General features: G+C 49.6%; 15 protein-coding genes, 1 tRNA gene and 2 rRNA genes (1 of these 18 only partly in view). 16 read left to right on the forward strand and 2 right to left on the reverse strand.

The features are described from left to right. Both ACGHZ6_RS01780 and rrf read left to right on the forward strand, forming a co-directional pair. A 23S ribosomal RNA gene (locus ACGHZ6_RS01780) occupies window positions 1–1746 on the forward strand; it begins 1135 nt to the left of the window's first position. Window positions 1747–1961: 215 nt separating this feature from the next. Further along, window positions 1962–2077 (forward strand): 5S ribosomal RNA (gene rrf / locus ACGHZ6_RS01785). 188 nt (window positions 2078–2265) lie between these two features. On the opposite strand, the gene yhbY is transcribed toward rrf, so the two are convergent. Continuing rightward, window positions 2266–2565 (reverse strand): ribosome assembly RNA-binding protein YhbY, encoded by a 300-nt coding sequence (yhbY, locus tag ACGHZ6_RS01790; protein WP_390617072.1) that lies wholly within the window; start codon window positions 2563–2565, stop codon window positions 2266–2268. Window positions 2566–2656: 91 nt separating this feature from the next. Here yhbY and rlmE point away from each other — a divergent pair, with 91 nt between their 5' ends. The 7 genes from rlmE to ACGHZ6_RS01825 all read left to right on the forward strand — a co-directional run bounded on the left by rlmE (window position 2657) and on the right by ACGHZ6_RS01825 (window position 9171). Further along, a complete protein-coding gene (gene rlmE, locus ACGHZ6_RS01795) occupies window positions 2657–3277 on the forward strand; it encodes a 23S rRNA (uridine(2552)-2'-O)-methyltransferase RlmE (protein ID WP_390617073.1) in 621 nt (206 codons plus the stop codon). A 176-nt stretch (window positions 3278–3453) separates the two neighbouring features. Further along, window positions 3454–5358, forward strand: coding sequence for an ATP-dependent zinc metalloprotease FtsH (gene ftsH / locus ACGHZ6_RS01800; RefSeq protein WP_390617074.1), 1905 nt, complete (start codon window positions 3454–3456; stop codon window positions 5356–5358). Between the two features lie 79 nt (window positions 5359–5437). Then, window positions 5438–6283 (forward strand): dihydropteroate synthase, encoded by an 846-nt coding sequence (folP, locus tag ACGHZ6_RS01805; RefSeq protein ID WP_390617075.1) that lies wholly within the window; start codon window positions 5438–5440, stop codon window positions 6281–6283. A 72-nt stretch (window positions 6284–6355) separates the two neighbouring features. After that, window positions 6356–7696, forward strand: a complete 1341-nt coding sequence (gene glmM / locus ACGHZ6_RS01810) for a phosphoglucosamine mutase (RefSeq protein ID WP_390617076.1) — start codon at window positions 6356–6358, stop codon at window positions 7694–7696. 172 nt (window positions 7697–7868) lie between these two features. Then, window positions 7869–8609, forward strand: a complete 741-nt coding sequence (gene tpiA, locus ACGHZ6_RS01815) for a triose-phosphate isomerase (protein WP_390617077.1) — start codon at window positions 7869–7871, stop codon at window positions 8607–8609. 64 nt (window positions 8610–8673) lie between these two features. Beyond that, entirely contained in the window at window positions 8674–9063 is a 390-nt protein-coding gene (secG, locus tag ACGHZ6_RS01820) for a preprotein translocase subunit SecG (protein WP_390617078.1), read from the forward strand. Window positions 9064–9086: 23 nt separating this feature from the next. Continuing rightward, window positions 9087–9171: transfer RNA gene (locus ACGHZ6_RS01825), tRNA-Leu, on the forward strand. Window positions 9172–9699: 528 nt separating this feature from the next. Here the strand turns inward: ACGHZ6_RS01825 and ACGHZ6_RS01830 are convergent. Then, on the reverse strand, window positions 9700–12222 hold the full coding sequence (locus tag ACGHZ6_RS01830; protein ID WP_390619137.1) for a penicillin-binding protein 1A: 2523 nt from the start codon (window positions 12220–12222) through the stop codon (window positions 9700–9702). Between the two features lie 272 nt (window positions 12223–12494). Here ACGHZ6_RS01830 and ACGHZ6_RS01835 point away from each other — a divergent pair, with 272 nt between their 5' ends. The 7 genes from ACGHZ6_RS01835 to aroB all read left to right on the forward strand — a co-directional run bounded on the left by ACGHZ6_RS01835 (window position 12495) and on the right by aroB (window position 19143). Further along, window positions 12495–13562, forward strand: coding sequence for a pilus assembly protein PilM (locus tag ACGHZ6_RS01835; protein ID WP_390617079.1), 1068 nt, complete (start codon window positions 12495–12497; stop codon window positions 13560–13562). Continuing rightward, complete coding sequence (locus ACGHZ6_RS01840; protein WP_390617080.1) at window positions 13562–14128, forward strand: PilN domain-containing protein; 567 nt, start codon at window positions 13562–13564, stop codon at window positions 14126–14128. The genes ACGHZ6_RS01835 and ACGHZ6_RS01840 overlap by 1 nt, the downstream gene beginning before the upstream one ends. Beyond that, window positions 14129–14740, forward strand: a complete 612-nt coding sequence (locus tag ACGHZ6_RS01845) for a type 4a pilus biogenesis protein PilO (protein WP_390617081.1) — start codon at window positions 14129–14131, stop codon at window positions 14738–14740. A gap of 2 nt (window positions 14741–14742) precedes the next feature. After that, window positions 14743–15276, forward strand: coding sequence for a pilus assembly protein PilP (locus tag ACGHZ6_RS01850; protein WP_390617082.1), 534 nt, complete (start codon window positions 14743–14745; stop codon window positions 15274–15276). Between the two features lie 5 nt (window positions 15277–15281). Further along, window positions 15282–17426: a type IV pilus secretin PilQ gene (gene pilQ / locus ACGHZ6_RS01855; RefSeq protein ID WP_390617083.1), complete on the forward strand. Its 2145-nt coding sequence runs from the start codon at window positions 15282–15284 to the stop codon at window positions 17424–17426. A 17-nt stretch (window positions 17427–17443) separates the two neighbouring features. After that, window positions 17444–17959: a shikimate kinase AroK gene (aroK, locus tag ACGHZ6_RS01860; RefSeq protein WP_390617084.1), complete on the forward strand. Its 516-nt coding sequence runs from the start codon at window positions 17444–17446 to the stop codon at window positions 17957–17959. Between the two features lie 107 nt (window positions 17960–18066). Further along, window positions 18067–19143 carry a 3-dehydroquinate synthase gene (gene aroB, locus ACGHZ6_RS01865; protein WP_390619138.1) on the forward strand — a complete coding sequence of 359 codons (1077 nt, stop codon included), beginning with the start codon at window positions 18067–18069 and terminating at the stop codon, window positions 19141–19143. Window positions 19144–19167: the final 24 nt, after the last annotated feature.

Consider the following 19167-nt stretch of genomic DNA (forward strand, 5'->3'; position numbering starts at 1 on the left):
CCGAAGCTGCGGATGCTTTTAAGCATGGTAGGGGAGCGTTCTGTAAGCCGCTGAAGGTGAACTGTGAGGTTTGCTGGAGGTATCAGAAGTGCGAATGCTGACATGAGTAACGATAAGGGGTGTGAAAAACATCCCCGCCGGAAGATCAAGGTTTCCTGTCCAACGCTAATCGGGACAGGGTTAGTCGGCCCCTAAGGCGAGGCAGAAATGCGTAGTCGATGGGAAGCAGGTTAATATTCCTGCACTTTACATTACTGCGATGGAGGGACGGAGTAGGCTAGGCCAGCACGGCGTTGGTTGTCCGTGTTTAAGCGCGTAGGCTGAGGACTTAGGCAAATCCGGGTCCTTAAGGCTGAGACGTTACGACGAAGCTAACTTCGGTTAGTGAAGTGGTTGATGCCATGCTTCCAAGAAAAGCTTCTAAGCTTCAGGTAATGTAGAACCGTACCCCAAACCGACACAGGTGATCAGGTAGAGAATACCAAGGCGCTTGAGAGAACTCGGGTGAAGGAACTAGGCAAAATGGTACCGTAACTTCGGGAGAAGGTACGCCGGCTTTGGTGATCGGACTTGCTCCGTAAGCTGAGGTCGGTCGAAGTGACCAGGTGGCTGCAACTGTTTATTAAAAACATAGCACTCTGCAAACACGTAAGTGGACGTATAGGGTGTGACGCCTGCCCGGTGCCGGAAGGTTAATTGATGGGGTTAGCATTAGCGAAGCTCTTGATCGAAGCCCCGGTAAACGGCGGCCGTAACTATAACGGTCCTAAGGTAGCGAAATTCCTTGTCGGGTAAGTTCCGACCTGCACGAATGGCGTAATGATGGCCACGCTGTCTCCACCCGAGACTCAGTGAAATTGAAATCGCGGTTAAGATGCCGTGTTCCCGCGGCTAGACGGAAAGACCCCGTGAACCTTTACTACAGCTTTGCACTGAACTCTGAGCCTATTTGTGTAGGATAGCTGGGAGGCTTTGAAGCGTTAACGCCAGTTAGCGTGGAGCCGTCCTTGAAATACCAGCCTGGTATGTTTGGGGTTCTAACTCAGGTCCGTTATCCGGATCGAGGACAGTGTATGGTGGGTAGTTTGACTGGGGCGGTCTCCTCCCAAAGAGTAACGGAGGAGCACGAAGGTACCCTCAGCATGGTCGGAAATCATGCAATGAGTGCAATGGCATAAGGGTGCTTGACTGCGAGACTGACAAGTCGAGCAGGTACGAAAGTAGGTCATAGTGATCCGGCGGTTCTGTATGGAAGGGCCGTCGCTCAACGGATAAAAGGTACTCCGGGGATAACAGGCTGATACCGCCCAAGAGTTCACATCGACGGCGGTGTTTGGCACCTCGATGTCGGCTCATCACATCCTGGGGCTGAAGCCGGTCCCAAGGGTATGGCTGTTCGCCATTTAAAGTGGTACGCGAGCTGGGTTTAGAACGTCGTGAGACAGTTCGGTCCCTATCTGCCGTGGGCGTTGGAAAATTGAGAAGAGCTGCTCCTAGTACGAGAGGACCGGAGTGGACGAACCACTGGTGTTCGGGTTGTGATGCCAATCGCATTGCCCGGTAGCTACGTTCGGACGGGATAACCGCTGAAAGCATCTAAGCGGGAAGCCTCCTTCAAGATGAGTTTTCCCTAGGACTTTAAGTCCTCTAAAGGGCCGTTGAAGACTACGACGTTGATAGGCTGGGTGTGGAAGCGTTGTGAGGCGTTGAGCTAACCAGTACTAATTGCCCGTGAGGCTTGACCATATAACTGAATCGATTGATGTACTCTTGTTAAAAGAGAAACGACATCAACGCGATCCGGATAGGTAAGTCAAAGAAAGATATGCACAGTCTGAAATACAGAAGACAGCAGTAGATAATTTACGAACAAAAACTTTACAATCCGCCACCCTATTTGGACTTGGCAATAGCAGGCTTCAGATAAGCCATAAGACTACAACCCAATCCAAACCAGTTTGGCTGACGACCATAGCGAATTGGAACCACCTGATCCCATCCCGAACTCAGTAGTGAAACGATTTAGCGCCGATGGTAGTGTGGGGCTTCCCCATGTGAGAGTAGGTCATCGTCAGCCTCTTAATTTAAAAGCCCGTTAGGTTATCCTAACGGGCTTTTTCTTTGCCCGAAAGAAATGGTAATGGCGGGGTCTGACCCTGCGGGTCAGACCCCATTTAAAACGCATATAATAAGAATTGCAGGCACAAAAAAAGGTGAAGCTCATTACAAGCTCCACCTTTCGTAATTGGAAATTTGTTAAGGATATTAACGAATGTTGGAGAGCTTAGGATTTGGCTGCTTCGCCTCACGGAAAATTAAGGCAACCTTGCCAATCTCCTGAACGATCTCCGCACGAGCCTCCTTACACATTTCTTTTACTACCTGTTTGCGCAGGTCACGGTCTGCCACCATCAGCTTTACTTTAATTAACTCGTGATCGTCTAGGGCTCGATTCAGCTCTGCGATAACATTCTCGCTCAGGCCTTTGCCGGCAATAGTAACGATAGGGTTCAAATTATGACCCAGAGAGCGATATTGTTTTTTACGGTCGGCGCTTAAAGGCATACAATGTCTCAATAACTGTCAGGACTAAAACCTGTATTGTAACACCTTCCCGGCGGACTGATGGCAGTCCGGCACAATTGCCTCGAGATTTATGGCCAGATCGAAAAGCAGCGGCCGTTGGCTGCACGAACATTTCAACGACAAGTACGTTAAGCAATCCCAGCAGGACGGTTACCGGTCCCGGGCCAGTTATAAGCTGATTGAGCTCGATGAGAAAGACAAACTGTTTAAACCCGGTATGACCGTTGTTGATCTGGGGGCTGCCCCAGGTGGATGGTCCCAGGTGGCTGCGCGTCGGATTGGTGATAAAGGCAGAGTTGTGGCTTCAGATATATTGCCGATGGACTCCATTGCTGATGTTGAATTTGTCCAGGGTGATTTCACCGAAGAATCTGTGCTGAATGAGATCCTGGACTTACTGGGTGAGGCCAAGGCAGACCTTGTAATTTCCGATATGGCCCCCAATATGAGTGGTATGGCTGACATTGATCAGCCCAAGTCCATGTATCTGAACGAACTTGCCCTGGATATGGCCAAAACGGTACTCCATAAGGGCGGTAACTTTGTCGCCAAGCTGTTCCATGGCGAGGGATTTGAAGAATTAATGCAAGATGCGCGTGACCATTTTAACAAAGTGGTCACGCGTAAGCCGGATGCCTCCAGGGACAGGTCTCGTGAGGTTTATCTGGTTGCCAAGGGCTTTAAGGGGTAAAGTAGGTCAGGAAAGGCCGCCTGCGGCTTAATGCCTATACTTATACAGTGATGTCCTGGTGCGATTTTGATCTTAACATCAGGTATGCATGCCGAACGCTTTGTCAGTACTGACTAAATCACAGTGTGGACATGGCGCTTATAACCGAGTGATATGAGGGTATCCCTTTGAATGATATGGCGAAGAATTTAATCCTGTGGCTGATTATTGCTGCGGTACTGCTGGCGGTGTTCCAGAACTTCAGTCCGCAGACGACACAGGATAATTTGACCTATTCTGCCTTTATCAAGGAAGTACAGGCTGATCGCGTCAGTGAAGTGACCATCGATGGCCTGATGATTCGTGGTGTTCGTGAAGACAGCACCCGTTTCGAAACCATCCGCCCAATGCTGGATGATGCCAAACTGATGGATGACCTGCTGAATCACGGTGTGGTCGTTATTGGTAAAAAGCCTGAGCAGGCGAGTCTGTGGCAGCAACTGCTGGTTGCCAGCTTCCCAATTCTGCTGATTATCGTGGTATTTATGTTCTTTATGCGCCAGATGCAGGGCGGTGCCGGTGGTAAAGGCGGCCCCATGAGCTTTGGCAAGAGCAAGGCGCGCCTGCTGGGTGAAGACCAGATTAAAACCACCTTCGCCGACGTGGCTGGTGTGGACGAGGCAAAAGAAGACGTACAGGAGCTGGTGGAATTCCTACGTGACCCTTCGCGATTCCAGCGTCTAGGCGGTGTGATTCCTCGTGGTGTTCTGATGGCGGGCCCTCCGGGTACCGGTAAAACCCTGCTGGCAAAAGCTATTGCCGGTGAGGCCAAGGTGCCATTCTTCTCTATCTCCGGTTCTGACTTTGTTGAAATGTTTGTGGGTGTCGGTGCTTCCCGTGTTCGCGATATGTTTGATCAGGCCAAGAAACAATCCCCCTGCATTATCTTTATTGATGAGATTGATGCGGTAGGTCGTCACCGCGGCGGTGGTCACGGCGGTGGTCACGACGAGCGTGAGCAAACCTTGAACCAGCTGCTGGTTGAAATGGATGGCTTTGAAGGTAATGAGGGCATTATTGTTATTGCTGCCACTAACCGCCCTGATGTACTGGATAAGGCGTTGCTGCGTCCTGGTCGTTTCGACCGTCAGGTTGTGGTTGGTTTACCGGATATTCGCGGTCGTGAGCAGGTGCTGAAAGTGCATATGCGTAAAGTCCCTTTGGATGACAAAGTTAAGGCCTCTGTGATTGCTCGCGGTACCCCGGGTTTCTCCGGTGCAGATCTGGCCAACCTGGTTAATGAAGCGGCCCTGTTTGCTGCACGCTCTAACAAGCGTGTTGTGACTATGGAAGAGTTTGAAAAAGCCCGTGACAAGATCATGATGGGCGCTGAGCGCAAGTCCATGGTGATGAGCGAGAAGGAAAAAGAAAACACCGCTTACCATGAAGCCGGTCACGCCATTATTGGCCGTTTGGTACCTGAGCATGACCCTGTGCATAAGGTGACTATTATTCCTCGTGGCCGTGCGCTGGGTGTTACCCAATTCCTGCCGGAAGATGACAAGTACAGCTTGAGCAAGCGTGCCGTTGAGTCGCAGTTGTGTACTCTGTTCGGTGGTCGTATCGCTGAAGAGATGACCCTTGGTTTTGACGGAGTTACTACTGGGGCTCAAAACGATATTGAACGTGCTACCGATTTGGCTCGCAGTATGGTCACCAAGTGGGGCTTGTCTGAAAAACTGGGCCCGCTTAACTATGGTGAAGACGAAGGTGCTTATCCGGGCACTGGCACTCCTAATTACTCCGGTGCGACATCAAAAATTATTGATGAGGAAGTACGTCGCATTGTTGATGATTGCTATAAACGTGCTGAAACCATCCTGCATGAGAATCGCGATATTCTGGAAGCGATGAAAGATGCGCTGATGGAGTATGAAACCATCGATGCAGAGCAGGTGGATGATTTGATGGCACGTAAAAAAGTGCGTCCGCCTCGTGACTGGCATGACAGTGATTTCAACAGTCATATCAGCAAGAAAAAAGATGATGAGAAGGATGATAAAGAATCCGGCTCAATTGGTGGTCCCGCCAAGGACCACTAGTCGGTATTAATCACCGTCGTAATTAAGGGCAGACCTTTGGGCCTGCCCTTTTTTGTTTTTCACCGCTTAGTAATGCTCTATGAATCTTCAATGTGGTAAACAGCAGCTGGATTTAAGTTCTCCGAAAGTCATGGGCATCTTGAATGCTACTCCTGATTCTTTTTCTGATGGTGGCCAACACTTTGAGTCGGGTCAGTTTGTGCTGGATTCGGCCCTAAAAAAGGCCGAGGCAATGATTGAGGCCGGTGCGGATATAATAGATGTCGGTGGTGAGTCAACCCGACCTGGTGCCCTGCCAGTAACCCTGCAGCAAGAACTTGATCGTGTTGTCCCTGTTGTAGAAGCTATTAAAGCCAACTTTGATGTGGTTGTGTCTGTCGACACCAGTAGCCCGGAAGTGATGATGGCGGGGGCTGATGTAGGCGCGGGATTGATCAATGATGTACGGGCCCTGCAAAAGGACGGTGCCCTGGCTGCTGCGGCTCAAACAGGCTTACCTGTATGCTTGATGCATATGCTGGGGCAGCCTGGCACCATGCAGCAAAACCCGCAGTATGAAAATATTGTTGTTGATATTAAAGGCTTTCTACAGCGCCGCATTGAGGCTGCTGTTAGCGCCGGTATTGAAAGAGATCAAATTATAATTGATCCGGGTTATGGCTTTGGTAAATTACTACGGCATAATCTACAGCTGTTACACCATCAGCGAGAATTACTGGCGTTAGGTTGCCCAATTCTGGCTGGGTTATCTCGAAAATCGATGATCGATCATTTACTGGGGCGCTCTGTGGATGAGCGTTTACCGGGTAGCTTGGCATTGGCTATGTTGGCCGTGCAACAGGGGGCTTCCATCATTCGTGTTCACGATGTGAGAGAAACTCAGGATGTCCTGAGTATGATGGCTGCCGTCGATGCAGCTGTTTGAGTCAGTTTCAATAAAATAGAATATAAGTCTATAAGAAGAAAACCGTAGCAAGCGGTGAAGGAGTGAAGAGGTATGTCACGCAAGTTTTTTGGTACCGATGGGATTCGTGGGCGAGTAGGTGAAGCGCCTATCACCCCTGATTTTGTGTTGCGCTTGGGTTGGGCTGCTGGTCGTGTATTGGCTGATCGCTTTGACGGCCCAAAGCTGATTTTGATTGGTAAAGATACGCGCACCTCAGGTTATATGTTTGAGTCTGCATTGCAGGCTGGCCTCATAAATGCTGGCGTAGATGTTGGTTTGTTGGGCCCCATGCCTACCCCCGCTATTGCTTACCTGACGCGCACTTTTCAGGCTCAAGCTGGCATTGTGATTAGTGCCTCCCACAACCCTTACTACGATAACGGTATTAAGTTCTTTAGCTCGACGGGTACAAAGTTGCCTGATGATATTGAACTGGCCATTGAGGCAGAGCTGGAAAAGCCGATGGTGACCGCTGAAGTACTGGGTAAAGCACGTCGTATTGAAGATGCAGCTGGTCGCTATATCGAGTTCTGCAAGGGGACTATGCCGTGGGGCTTTAGCTTGAAGGGCATAAACATTGTGCTCGATTGCGCTAATGGCGCTACCTACCATATTGCCCCCGAAGTCTTTCGTGAACTGGGGGCGACTGTCGATGTCATGGCTGCTGAGCCTGATGGCGAAAATATCAATCGCGATTGTGGTTCTACTAAACCGGGTAAACTGCAGGCTCGTGTTTTGGAGACAGGCGCGGATCTGGGGATTGCCTTCGATGGCGACGGTGACCGGCTGATCTTTGTTGATCATCAGGGCGAATTGGTTGATGGCGACGAAATTCTCTACATCATAGCCTCCTATCGCAAGGAGTTTGGTGGTGGTTGTAATGGTGTTGCAGGAACACTGATGAGCAACTTCGGCTTTGAAATGGCGCTTGAGAAGCTGGGTATTCCCTTTGCTCGTGCCAAAGTGGGTGATCGCTATGTGATAGAAGCCATGCGTAATAATGGCTGGACCCTGGGCGGCGAAAATTCCGGCCATATTGTATGCAGTGATGTGACAACTACTGGTGACGGCATTATTTCAGCCCTGCAGGTTATGCTGGCGCTGGTTACTGCAGATACTCGTTTACACGAGCTTAAGCAGGGTATGCGCAAGTTGCCACAAACCATGATCAATGTGCGCTTGCAGCAGCGTATAGATCTGGATGCAGATAGTAGTATTCAGGAAGCAGTGCAATCTGCCGAGCAGGAATTGGATGGCCGCGGTCGTGTGCTGTTAAGACCGTCTGGTACCGAGCCGGTAGTGCGGGTGATGGTGGAAGGAGAGGATCTTCCCTTGGTCAATCGCTTGGCTGAAGAGCTATCGGAAGTGGTAGAGGCTGCTGTCTCTGCCTAGGTTGATCGAAGTCTCCCAGGTGAGCAAATTATTGGCGTCGGGCGTTGTAACCTAAGTGGTTCTTCGCTACCATTGGCGCCCGTTTTGACGTGCAGGCAGGCCCTGCATGTTGGTATAAGCAGAAGCTCAGGCAAGCGCCTCGAAAAGTCTGAATAACAAGGTCTGGAAGTACATGCGTCGCCCTCTCGTGGTAGCAAACTGGAAGATGAATGGTAGCAAGTCAGCAAACGCCGGCTTGGTAGCTGATTTTTTGGCTTCCTGGCAGGGTGTTCATCAGGCTGAAGTGGCGATGTGTGCCCCTTATATTTATTTGCCGCAGTTGGCTGATAGCCTGGCTGAGAGCAATGTGGGTGTTGGCGCTCAGGACATCAGTGTCCATGAGCAAGGTGCTTATACCGGTGAGATCTCCGGGGCTATGCTGGCTGAGTTTGACTGCCGCTATGCCATTATTGGTCATTCAGAGCGCCGTGAATACCACGCAGAAACTGACCAACTGGTTGCCGAAAAGTTTGTTGCGGCCCAGAAAGCCGGGCTGGCCCCAATTCTTTGTGTTGGAGAAACCTTGGCCCAGCGTGACAGCGGCGAAGCCCTGTTAGTTATTGGTGAGCAATTAAAAGCGGTTGTTGACCATGTTGGCCGTGACAGTATGAGCTCTGCAGTGATTGCCTACGAGCCTGTATGGGCCATTGGTACTGGCCGTACCGCCAGCCCTGAGCAAGCGCAGGAAGTTCACCACTTTATTCGCGAGCAACTCGGTGAGCTGGGTGGTGCTGTACGTATTCTGTATGGCGGCAGTGTGAAGCCGGGTAATGCAGAAGAGCTGTTTTCTCAGGCTGATATTGATGGTGCGCTGGTTGGTGGTGCATCGCTGGTAGCTGAAGATTTTCTGGCTATATGCCGGGCTGCTGAATAACGCAGCAAAAGATTAGATGAGAGCCAAGGGCTTTGTGTGCTTGGCGATAGTAAGGTGAAAACCTATGGAAAAACTGATTTTAGTATTTCATGTACTAACGGCACTGGCCATTATCGGCCTGATCCTGCTGCAACAGGGTAAAGGTGCCGAAATGGGCGCCTCTTTCGGTGCCGGAGCGTCTCAAACCGTATTTGGTAGCCAGGGTGGCGGCAACTTCTTTACCCGTGCCACGGCAATACTGGCGGCTTTGTTTTTTGCGACCAGCTTTGGTTTGGCAATAGTTGCCAAGCAGCAGTCTGAGATTTCCGCAGATGCGGGCATCCCGGTTGCCGCCGAGCAGGCTGATATTCCTGCTTTGGTTGAAGAGCAAGCTTCTGACCTGCCGATTGCAGATGAGGTGTCAGAGTCTGCTGGTGACTTGCCTGTTATTGATGAGGCTTCCGAGTCAAAATAAGCCGATAGGCAATTAAAGTTTTAGCCCAGGTGGTGGAATTGGTAGACACGCTATCTTGAGGGGGTAGTGACTTCGGTCGTGCGGGTTCAAGTCCCGCCCTGGGCACCATACAAAAAGCTCGACAGCAATGTCGGGCTTTTTCTTTATCTGCGGGCTGCACGACGTTTCGTGCGACTCTTACAGGTTATCGAGTCCCGCCCTGGGCACCATACAAAAAGCTCGACAGTAATGTCGGGCTTTTTCTTTATCTGCGAGTCGCACGACGTTTCGTGCGACTCTTACAGGTTATCGAGTCCCGCCCTGGGCACCATATTAAAAAGCTCGAAAGCAATGTCAGGCTTTTTCTTTATCTACGGCCCGCACGAGGGTTTCGTGCGACTCTTACAGGTTATCAAGTCCCGCCCTGGGCACCATACAAAAAGCTCGACAGCAATGTCGGGCTTTTTCTTTATCTGCGGGCCGCACGACGTTTCGTGCGACTCTTACAGGTTAGTGAATTCCGCCTTTGGGGCCAGTGAGTGATATCGAGATTTTACTGTAGCTTCACCGTATAGGTTGCGATGGTAGGTTTGCTCAGACAATAAAAAGCCCGACAGGTTGTCGGGCTTTTTATTGGGTTTTATTGCTAGCTAAGTTTTAGAAGAGTTCATCGGGTAGAGATTCTTCTTCAGTGTAGACCGCAGGGGTGTCAGAGTTGTCGTCTTCCAGGGTGGGAGCATTCTCTGTACGGAAAATTTCAAAGATGGCGTCGGGGTTATCTGGACGGGCACGTAGACCCGTCTCGGGATCTATGCGCACGGTAATTAGACCATCTGGTTGCTCGCGGACGGTTTCAGGTATGCCATCGAGGGCTGTACGCATAAAATCGATCCAGATAGGCAGTGCTGCTGAGCCGCCATATTCACCTCTGCCCAGTGGCAGGTTCTGGTCAAAACCGAGCCAGGTGGTTGCGACCATATGGCCGTTATAGCCTGAGAACCAGGCATCCTTGGGGCCATTGGTGGTGCCTGTTTTGCCTGCCAGATCGCTTCGGCCCAGTACCTGTGCGCGGCGGCCGGTGCCCTTTTTAATGACGTCGCGCAGCATATTGTCGATGATGTAGGCAACCTTGGCATCGAGTACTTTTGGCGCAATAGGACGCTGAGGTTGAAGAGGCTCAGAGGTCTCCAGGTCTGATGAGAGCGGCTCTTCTTCTATGCCAGGCTCTGGAGCGGCTTCAACAAAGCTGTCTTCCTGATCGATCAGTGACTGCAGCTCTTGCTCTGCGGATAGCTCTGGTTGCTCTATAGTTGTGTCATTGTCTGCAGTGGCGAGATCGCTTTCCTGGTTTTCACATTCCCGGCAGACTGTTAGCGGTAATGCCTGGTAGAGCGTTTGACCTTCTGCATCGGTAATTTGGTCAATTAAATAGGGTTCAACCTGATAGCCGCCATTGGCAAATACTGCATAGGCCGTTGCGATTTGCAATGGCGGCACTCCATGGCTACCAAGGGCCAGGGACAAGTCGTGAGGCAGGGTTTCCTCATTAAAGCCGAAGCGTGACATGCCTGTGATTGCATTGCCTGTACCGATTGTTCTCAGTACGCGAATCGATACCAGGTTGCGGGATTTAAACAGGGCTTGGCGCAAGCGAGTAGGACCAAAGAATTTGCCACTGGCATTCTCTGGTCGCCAGGTGCTTTCCAGGCTGGCATCGTCAAAGACAATAGGTGCATCGTTAATGACGGTGGCTGGCGTCAGGCCGTTTTCCAGGGCTGCGGTATAAATAAACGGCTTGAAGTTGGAGCCTGGTTGACGCTCGGCCTGGGTAGCGCGATTAAAGTGGCTTTGGCGGAAATCCAGCCCGCCTACAAGCGCCTGAATGCCTCCGTCGTCAGGATTAAGTGCCACAAGGGCTGCTTGCGCGGAGGGAATTTGAGCAAGTTGCCAGTTGTCCGGGGATTTCTCAGAGATGCGAACAACATCACCTGCTGAGAGGAAGTCTTCGGTGGCTTTTGGTGCTCTGCCAACGCGGTTTTCACTGATATAGGGTTTGGCGTTTGATGGGCCGTTGTTCCAGTCTATGTTGATCAGCTGGCCGTAAGCGGTCATTACCTGCAGCTCTTGGCCCTGCGCCATAGTTACAACAGCCGCGCGTAAGCTCGCATAGGTTGGCATACTTTTAAGAGCGGTTTGCCAAGCTTCAAGTTGCTCTGTGGAAAAAACTGTTGCCTCAGTTGCTTCAGCCTGTGCTTGCTCATCGATGGTATTAGTTGCCTCGAATTCCGCTGAGGCTGTTGGTGCGTCAATAATAGGCAGGCTGGTTTCTGGGCCGCGATAACCGTGGCGATTATCGTATGTTAGTAAGCCCTTAATTACCGCTTGTTGGGCGCTGGACTGCAGTTCGCTACTGACAGTGGTGTAAACCTGATAGCCGTCTGTGTAGGCCGCTTCGCCAAACAGGTCAACGGTTTTCTTGCGTGCCATTTCCGCGATATAGGGAGCGTCCAGTCCCAGGCCGGAGCCGTGGTAACTTGCTGTTACTGGTTCTTTCAAGGCTTCTTGATAGGTGAGGTTATCAATGTATTCCAACTCCAGCATGCGGCCCAAAATCCAGTTGCGGCGGATCATGGCGCGAGATGGATTGGCAATCGGGTTGTAGGCAGAGGGAGCCTTTGGTAATCCGGCGATCATGGCCAATTGGGCAAGGTTCAGCTCATTAATGTTTTTGCCGTAGTAGGCTTGAGCTGCAGCCTGGATGCCGTAGGCGCGGTTACCCAGGTAGATTTTATTCATATAGAGCTCAAGGATTTCCTCTTTACTGAGCTCGCGTTCAATTTGCAGTGCAAGAAGGATTTCGTTGAACTTACGGGTGAAGGTCTGTTTGCGGGTTAAGAAAAAGTTACGCGCCACCTGCATGGTGATGGTGCTGCCCCCGGTTTGAATGTGACCGGATTGCAATAATTGTGAGGCAGCTCGCAAAAGTCCTTTAATATCAACGCCGTGATGCGAGTAGAATCGGTCGTCCTCAGCCGCAAGTATGGCTTGAACGAACGGTTCAGGTGCTTCTTCATAGGCAATTGGGGTACGGCGCTTTTCGCCGAACTCGCCAATTAGCACTCCGTCGCTGGAGTATACGCGCAGTGGGGTCTGCAGCTTTACTTGCCGCAAAGTTTCCACTGCGGGAAGTTTGGGACTAAGGTAAAGATAGAGTCCGGAAAAAAGCGCTAAACCACCGCTAATTGCCGCGAGGCTGAGCCATAATAAAAGGCGAATGTAGGCTTTGTTAATCGTCATTTTTTCTATGTGAATTAATGGGTTAGCGCGTCAATACGTCGAGAGGCGACATTATAAGCGCTTTTCAGGGCTTTACATATGGCTGATGTTGTTGCAGGCTTAAGTTAAAGTGCTATAACATGAAAAGCACCTAAGTTACGGAAATTGATAGAAAAATGGGAATTTTAGGTTTCTTAGAGCGCAAGCAGAAACCGGTTTTGGGGTTAGATATCAGCTCCACATCGGTCAAATTGCTCGGTTTGAGCAAGCAAGGTGACCGCTACCGTGTAGAAAGCTATGCCGTGCGCGCCCTGCCCCCCAATGCCGTTGTTGAAAAGAATATCAACGATGTTGAAGCCGTGGCAGAGGTAATCAAACAGGTCGTTAATCATTCCAAAAGCAAGGTCGAGCTGGCAGCTGTTGCCGTAGCTGGGTCTGCGGTCATCACCAAAATGGTTGAAATGCCCGCCGGGCTCAGTGATGACGCTATGGAAACCCAGATCTCCCTGGAAGCTGACCAATATATCCCATACCCCCTGGAAGAAGTTGCGATTGATTTCGAGGTTCAGGGCGAATCAGAAGAGAATCCCGAGCAGGTTGATGTCTTGCTGGCCGCTTGCCGCCGTGAGAATGTTGACTTGCGTGTAAGTGTATTGGAGCTGGCTGAGCTGACTCCAAAGGTGGTGGACGTTGAGGCCTACACGATGGAGCGCGCTTTTTCACTTATTAGCGAGCAGCTCGAAGATCAGGATGACCAGGTGGTGGCAGTCATTGATATTGGTGCCACCATGACCACATTAAGTGTTCTGGTTGACGGTAGAACCGTTTATACCCGCGAGCAGTTGTTTGGTGGCAAACAGCTGACCGAAGAAGTACAGCGCCGTTACGGTCTGTCCCAGGAAGAGGCCGGATTGGCGAAAAAGCAAGGTGGCTTGCCTGATGATTACGACTCTGAGGTCTTGGAGCCATTTAAAGATGCTGTGGTTCAACAGGTAACTCGCTCACTACAATTCTTCTTCTCCTCCAGTCAATACAACGACGTTGACCATATTATCCTTGCTGGCGGTGTTGCTGCGATGGATGGCTTGGCGAACTTGATCGAAGAAAAGCTGGGTACCCAGGCGACCGTTGCCAACCCCTTCGCCAATATGTCTGTTGCCCCTAAGGTTAATGCCGCTGCCTTAGCCAATGATGCCCCCTCGTTGATGATTGCCACAGGTTTGGCAATGAGGAGTTTTGACTAATGGCCAATATCAACTTATTGCCTTGGCGCGATGAGTATCGCAAAGAGAAGCAGCAGGAATTTTTAACCATTATCGTTGGTGTGGCGATTTTGGCGGCTTTGGTTTCTTATATTTGGGTTAGCGCGGTTGATGGCATGATTGCTAATCAAAACTCTCGAAACCAAATGTTGCAAATAGAAATTCAGGCCCTGGAGAAACGTGTGGTTGAGATTCAGGAGCTGAAAAAGCGTAGAACAGAGTTACTTGAGCGTATGAAAGTTATTCAGGGATTGCAGGGTAAGCGTCCTTTGATCGTACGTTATTTTGATGAGCTCGTACGATCAGTACCTGAAGGGGTTCATTTGACGGCTTTGGATCGTAAGGGTAGCCAAGTATCTGTCCAAGGTATTACAGAGTCTAATGTTAGGGTTTCTGCTTTTATGAGAAATCTTGATGAATCTACGTGGTTTACTTCTCCTAATTTGAGTTCTGTAAAGGCTGAGCCTGATTATGGGGAGCAGGCGAGTTCTTTTAGGTTGACGTTTACTACCGCAGTACCTGCGGAAAATGATGAGCAGGGGGGGTAAATGGCGCTTCAGGACTTTGTTGATCAGGTAAATGACTTTGATATAAACGATATTGACTGGACCCGTATGGGGGTGTGGCCGATAGCGGGTAAAGTGATTTTCTGCCTTCTAATCGTATTGGCCATTATTACGGGATGTTATTTCTTGTTTGTTAAGGATCTTAATACAAGATTACAGTCCGTAGAATCTCAAGAGCAAACGCTAAGGCAAACCTTCAAAAGTAAGGCCTTTCAAGCTGCAAACCTGGAAGCGTATCGGGAGCAGATGGAAGAAATGGAGAAGTCTTTTGGAGCTTTGGTGGCTCAATTACCCAGTGATACAGAGGTTCCTGGCTTGCTCGAAGATATTGATGAGAAAGGAGCTGAAAGTGGCTTAGTTATCAATAGTATTGAACTACAGCCCGAACATACGGCGGAATTCTATGTTGAATTACCAATATCGGTGAAAGTTTCAGGCTCATACCATGATTTGGGGAATTTTGTCAGTGGCATAGCTGGTATGCCGCGGATTGTTACATTGCATGACTATGAAATCGATAAAGCAAAATTAGGCGGTTTGCTTGATATGACGATTACAGCTAAAACCTATCGGTATAGAAGTCAGGAGCAGTAGTCGTGAAGATAGAAATCAAAAGTATCTTAGTGATATTGATCTCTACCGCTTTTGTTGGCTGTGGCGGTTCTGCCGATCATGCTGATTTAACTCGGTATATTGAGCAAACCAAGAGTCAACCTGCTGGTCAGATTGACCCTCTGCCACCGTTTAAGCCTTATAAGAGTTTCTCTTATGGCGCGGTAACCTTAAGGAGCCCATTTGACCCGCCTGTTAAAGAGCTCGCCCAAATCGTGACTGGTCGTAAGTCAAATGTTAAGCCAGATCTTAACCGTGAGAAAGAATACCTTGAGGGTTTTAATCTAGCGGCTTTATCAATGGTGGGGACGCTGGAGCGTGATGGGGTCTTGTGGGCCCTCATTGATGATGGGGCTGGAGGGATCCATCGAGTCACAAAGGGTAATTTTTTAGGGAAAAATCACGGTAAAATAGTTGTTGCGGGTGAGCGACAAATTGAGTTGGTAGAGATAGTGTCAGATGGTGCTGATGGTTGGGTTGAGCGCCCAAAAGTACTGCAGTTAGCGGAGAAGGAATAGGAACCATGTTGAAAATGCAACTTAAGTGGGCTTCGATTGTGGCTCGATGGGGGGTGCTCTGCCTATTTGCTCTCTTGGGGGTATCGGTGGTTCAAGCGAATACGCTCCAAGATGTAAAGTTCGCTGAACTTCCGGGGGAGCGGTTTGAGGTTCGTATGGATTTCTCTAGCGTTCCATCCGAGCCAACCGGTTATACTATTGAGCAGCCTGCTCGAATTGTGTTGGATTTTCCTAGTGTCGAGAATGCGCTAACGCAGCGTAAGTTCCCTTTGTCGTTTGGTAATGCTAAGAGTGCGGTGGTCCTAAGTAGTAATGACAGGACTCGCCTGATCCTTAATCTACAAGAATTGACGGTATACACTTCGCGAGTAGATGGTAACGCCTATTTGATTGAGGTTGGTGCAAAGCAGGCTGATGGCTACCTGACGGAGACTGCCAGTATTGCGGATAAGGTTGAATCAACGGTAAGTGATTTAAGTACATCTATTGCTAATATCGATTTTAGGCGCGGCGAGCAAGGTGAAGGGAAGATCATAGTTGAATTGTCAGACCCTGGCGTTGATATCGATGTGAAAAAGGTTTCTAGTGGTGTGGTTGTAAACTTCAATGGGGTGCAGCTACCACAACAATTGCGTCGAAACCTTGATGTTATCGACTTCGCGACGCCTGTGAGTATGGTTAAGGCTGATTATGATGGGGCTGATTCTACGTTAGAGATTAGCGCTGCAGGTGACTATGATTATCTGGCTTATCAAGCAGATAATGAGTATGTGATAAGCGTTAAACCTCTAACCCTTCAGGAGCTAGAGGAGAAAAAGGCAAGATTCTCATTTGTTGGTGAGAAGCTGTCCCTAAATTTTCAAAATATAGAAGTGCGCTCCGTCCTTCAGTTGATTGCCGACTTTACGGAATTAAACTTGGTGGCAAGTGATACGGTAACAGGCAGTATTACTTTACGACTGGAGAATGTGCCTTGGGATCAAGCTCTAGATCTGGTATTGAAAGCAAAAGGCTTGGATAAGCGGCAAGTTGGAAATGTATTGATGGTAGCCCCTGCGGCAGAGATCGCTGAACGTGAGAGGCAGGAGCTGGAAACGCAGAAACAATTGCAAGAATTGGCGCCTCTGCGTACTGAGTTTATACGTCTACGATATGCTAGTGCAGAAAACTTCTTGGCTCTATTCAAGGATAGTAAGGGGGAGGGCGAAGATTCGGAAGGTATTTTGTCTGAGCGAGGAACAGCTATTGTTGACCCCCGTACTAACTCTATTGTTCTGACAGAGACAGAGCAGAAAATTACTGAATTTAAAGAGCTGATAAAGAATATTGATGTTCCAATTCGTCAAGTCATGATCGAGTCTAGGATAGTTATAGCAAATACTGATTTCAGGAAAGAGCTAGGTGTACGTTGGGCAGGTGATTACGCTACGACTACTAGCGGCGGAAACCACAAGTGGGAGGGGTCCGGAAGGCTTGAAGGGATCGTAAATAATGATGGGCAGGGTCCGGAAGGCTTATTCATAGATTCTGATGGAGATGGAATTACTGACGATGAACGCAGCCTTGTTGATTCTTCTCTAGTGGACCTTGGTGTGGCAGGCCCGACGGGATCTTTGGCTCTAAATTTTGTTAGCGATAATATTTTGTTGGGTCTAGAGTTGAGTGCTCTGCAAACTAATGGGTATGCTGAGATAGTGTCTCAACCAAAGGTAATCACTGGCGATAAACAGATAGCTCATATTGAGTCAGGCACTGAGATTCCCTACTTGGAGGCCTCTTCAAGTGGTGCCACGTCGGTTTCATTTAAAGAGGCTGTATTAAAGTTGGAAGTGACGCCTCAGATTACACCTGATGATCAAATTATTATGAAGCTGAAGGTGAATCAGGATTCTGTTGGTGAGGTTTTCTCTGATATCCCAAGCATTGATGTGACTGAGTTGCAAACTCAGGTTTTGGTTGGGAATGGTCAGACGGTTGTACTGGGGGGGATCTTTCAGACTCAAACGGTGACTTCAGAAGAGAAAGTTCCTTTTTTGGGTGATCTGCCTTACTTGGGACGTTTATTTAGAAAAGATATTAACAGTGAAGATAAGCGTGAGCTGTTAATCTTCATCACGCCAAAAATTCTGGCTGACCAGTTAGCAAATTAAGTGGCTGAAGTTAAAGAATGCCCAAATCCGACCACATAGTCCTAGTCGGCCCCATGGGGGCCGGCAAATCTACCATTGGCCGCCTCTTGGCGGCCAATTTGCACCTGCCTTTTCAAGATACGGATCGTGTCATTGAAGAGCGCACCGGTGCAGATATCCCCTGGATCTTCGATGTTGAAGGAGAAGAGGGGTTTCGTCAGCGGGAAACCTCTGCTTTGGCTGATATGCTGTCGGAAGGTGGGCAGGTGTTGGCCACCGGTGGTGGCATTGTTCTAAAACCGGAAAACCGTTCCCTGTTACAAAAGGGAGGTGTAGTTTTCTATTTGACCGCATCGGTAGCCCAGCTGGTTGAGCGTACCTGTAAAGACAAGAAACGCCCCCTGCTGCAGGTGGATGATCCTCGTCAAAAAATTATTGAGCTGATTGAACAGCGTGATCCGCTATATCGAGAAGTGGCTGACCATGTGGTGAATACCGACCGACGCAGTCCCAAATCGGTAGTTCAGGATATCGTCAGCTTGCTGGGGCGGTAGTTGGGCTTTAATCCGGTCCAAGAGCTTGTGTCTTTGTGGTAGAGTGCACGTCTATCAAAATGTCTGATAGACGTCGTTTACAGCCCCTAGAGCCAGGTTTTTCAATGATGCGAACCCTTACGGTCGATCTTGGTGATCGCAGTTATCCTATTTATATTGGCGCAGATCTGCTGAGTCAATCCAATCTCTATCGCCCCCATATTCGGGGCAAGCAAGTGTGTATTGTCACCAATGAAACCATTGCTCCGCTTTATCTGGAGCAGGTCAAGCAGGGGCTTGAGGGTTACCAGGTTGATGAGGTGGTACTGCCGGATGGTGAGCAGTTCAAAAATCTCGACACGCTTAATCTTATCTTTGATAAATTGTTGGAAAAGCGCCACAACCGCACAACAACGTTGATAGCGTTGGGTGGTGGTGTTGTTGGGGATATGACCGGATTTGCTGCCGCCAGTTATCAGCGTGGCGTTGATTTTATCCAGATACCTACGACGTTGCTGTCTCAGGTGGACTCTTCCGTTGGTGGCAAGACCGGGGTCAATCATGCGTTAGGCAAAAATATGATTGGTGCTTTTCATCAGCCTCGCTGTGTATTGGCTGATACCGGTGTGTTGAGCAGTTTGCCGGCGCGGGAACTGGCTGCTGGCATTGCAGAAGTTGTGAAGTACGGTTTGATTGCTGACGCTCCTTTTATGGATTGGCTCGAAGCGAATATGGATGCTTTGGTCGCCAAAGATGGTGAGGCTTTGGCCTATGCCGTTGAGCGGTCCTGCCAAAATAAGGCCGATGTTGTGGCCAAGGATGAGCGGGAAGGTGGCATCAGGGCTATTTTGAATCTGGGCCATACCTTTGGCCATGCTATTGAAACGGCGATGGGTTATGGTGAATGGTTGCATGGTGAAGCCGTGGCCACAGGTATGGTGATGGCTGCTGATCTGTCGCAGCGTCTGGGCTGGCTAAACAAGGCAGATGTTGAGCGGGTTGAAAAATTATTGCTCCGTGCCGCGCTACCTGTAAAGGCGCCAACTGCGGTAACAGAGGAAGATTTCTTATCCTTGATGGCTGTGGATAAAAAGGTATTGGATGGGCAGCTGCGCTTGGTGCTGATGAAGGCGGTAGGTGAAGCAGTAGTGACCTCTGATTTCCCGGTTGAGACGTTAAAAGAGACTATTGCAGCCAGTTATTAAGTGATCGTTGGCGGTTGCCAAGGA

It is taken from the genome of Maricurvus nonylphenolicus (genome assembly GCF_042854845.1).
GTDB classification, from domain to species: Bacteria; Pseudomonadota; Gammaproteobacteria; order Pseudomonadales; family Cellvibrionaceae; genus Maricurvus; species Maricurvus nonylphenolicus.